Source organism: Achromobacter sp. GbtcB20, from assembly GCF_019091095.1.
Taxonomy (GTDB): Bacteria; Pseudomonadota; Gammaproteobacteria; order Burkholderiales; family Burkholderiaceae_B; genus Achromobacter; species Achromobacter mucicolens.
The window spans coordinates 1-274 of sequence record NZ_JAGXJZ010000515.1; the positions used below are offsets into that span (position 1 = coordinate 1).

Here is a 274-nt window from a genome sequence, read left to right on the forward strand (position 1 = left end):
TGGGGTGGCGGTCGGTGGGGCCATGGTGGTCATAGAAGGCGCGGCGGGCCGTGGGCTGGCGTAAACGACAAGTCTAGCACGGCCGGCGCCAACATTTTTCCGAGCCGAAAAAAGGCCCGTGGATGGTCGAATTGCTGGCAAAGCGATCAGTAAACTTGTTCATAAGTATTTCATCCGATGCAAGAAAACAACAAAGATTGCCCGAATGGTGCGTCGCACCAAAAACGCTTGACCTGTCCGCCAAAGAGAGGAAAAATTCGCTCTGTTGCGGTGC

1 protein-coding gene is annotated in these 274 nt (G+C 54.7%); it reads right to left on the minus strand.

Going from position 1 to position 274, the window contains the following annotated elements; genetic code table 11:
* Window positions 1-73 precede the first annotated feature (73 nt).
* Window positions 74-274 (minus strand): hypothetical protein (locus KVT32_RS30010; RefSeq protein ID WP_217619420.1); only part of this gene is annotated, 201 nt, incomplete at its 5' end.